This window comes from Chromohalobacter sp. HP20-39 (assembly GCF_033052815.1).
In the GTDB taxonomy this organism is placed as follows: Bacteria; Pseudomonadota; Gammaproteobacteria; order Pseudomonadales; family Halomonadaceae; genus Chromohalobacter.
Genome location: NZ_JAWHTP010000241.1, coordinates 1 through 393, shown reverse-complemented (window position 1 = coordinate 393; position 393 = coordinate 1). Strand labels below are relative to the sequence as shown.

Below are 393 nucleotides of genomic sequence, written 5' to 3'. Positions count from 1 at the left end.
CGTTCTACGACATCTACGACGCGCCGTCCAAGGCCGACGCCGCGGAGCGACTGGACGAATGGCGCAAGTCTGTGCCAGCCGCCATGAAGAAGGGCAAGAAGAGCTTTCAGCCGTTGCTCACGTCCACCCGTAACTGGCGCGAGGAGATGCTCGCCTACTTCGACCACCCGATTTCGAACGGCTACACGGAAGCCCTGAACGGCGTGGCGAAGGTCATTAACCGTGCCGGCCGGGGCTACAGCTTCGAGGTGCTGCGCGCCAGGCTGCTGTACGGAAAACTGCACAAGAAGGAACCAGTGGAGGGCCACATGAAGAAACGAACTGCCTACCAGGTGGAAAGGCAAGTCGCGCTCGTCGAAGCGCTCGGAAGCCGGTGTGGGTCGTGCAACGGCA

Annotated in this window: 1 protein-coding gene; it reads left to right on the top strand. The window is 61.8% G+C overall.

The window, feature by feature from the left end; translation table 11 throughout:
• On the top strand, positions 1-393 hold a 393-nt coding region (locus RVY79_RS17820; protein WP_317465845.1), incomplete at both ends, for a transposase.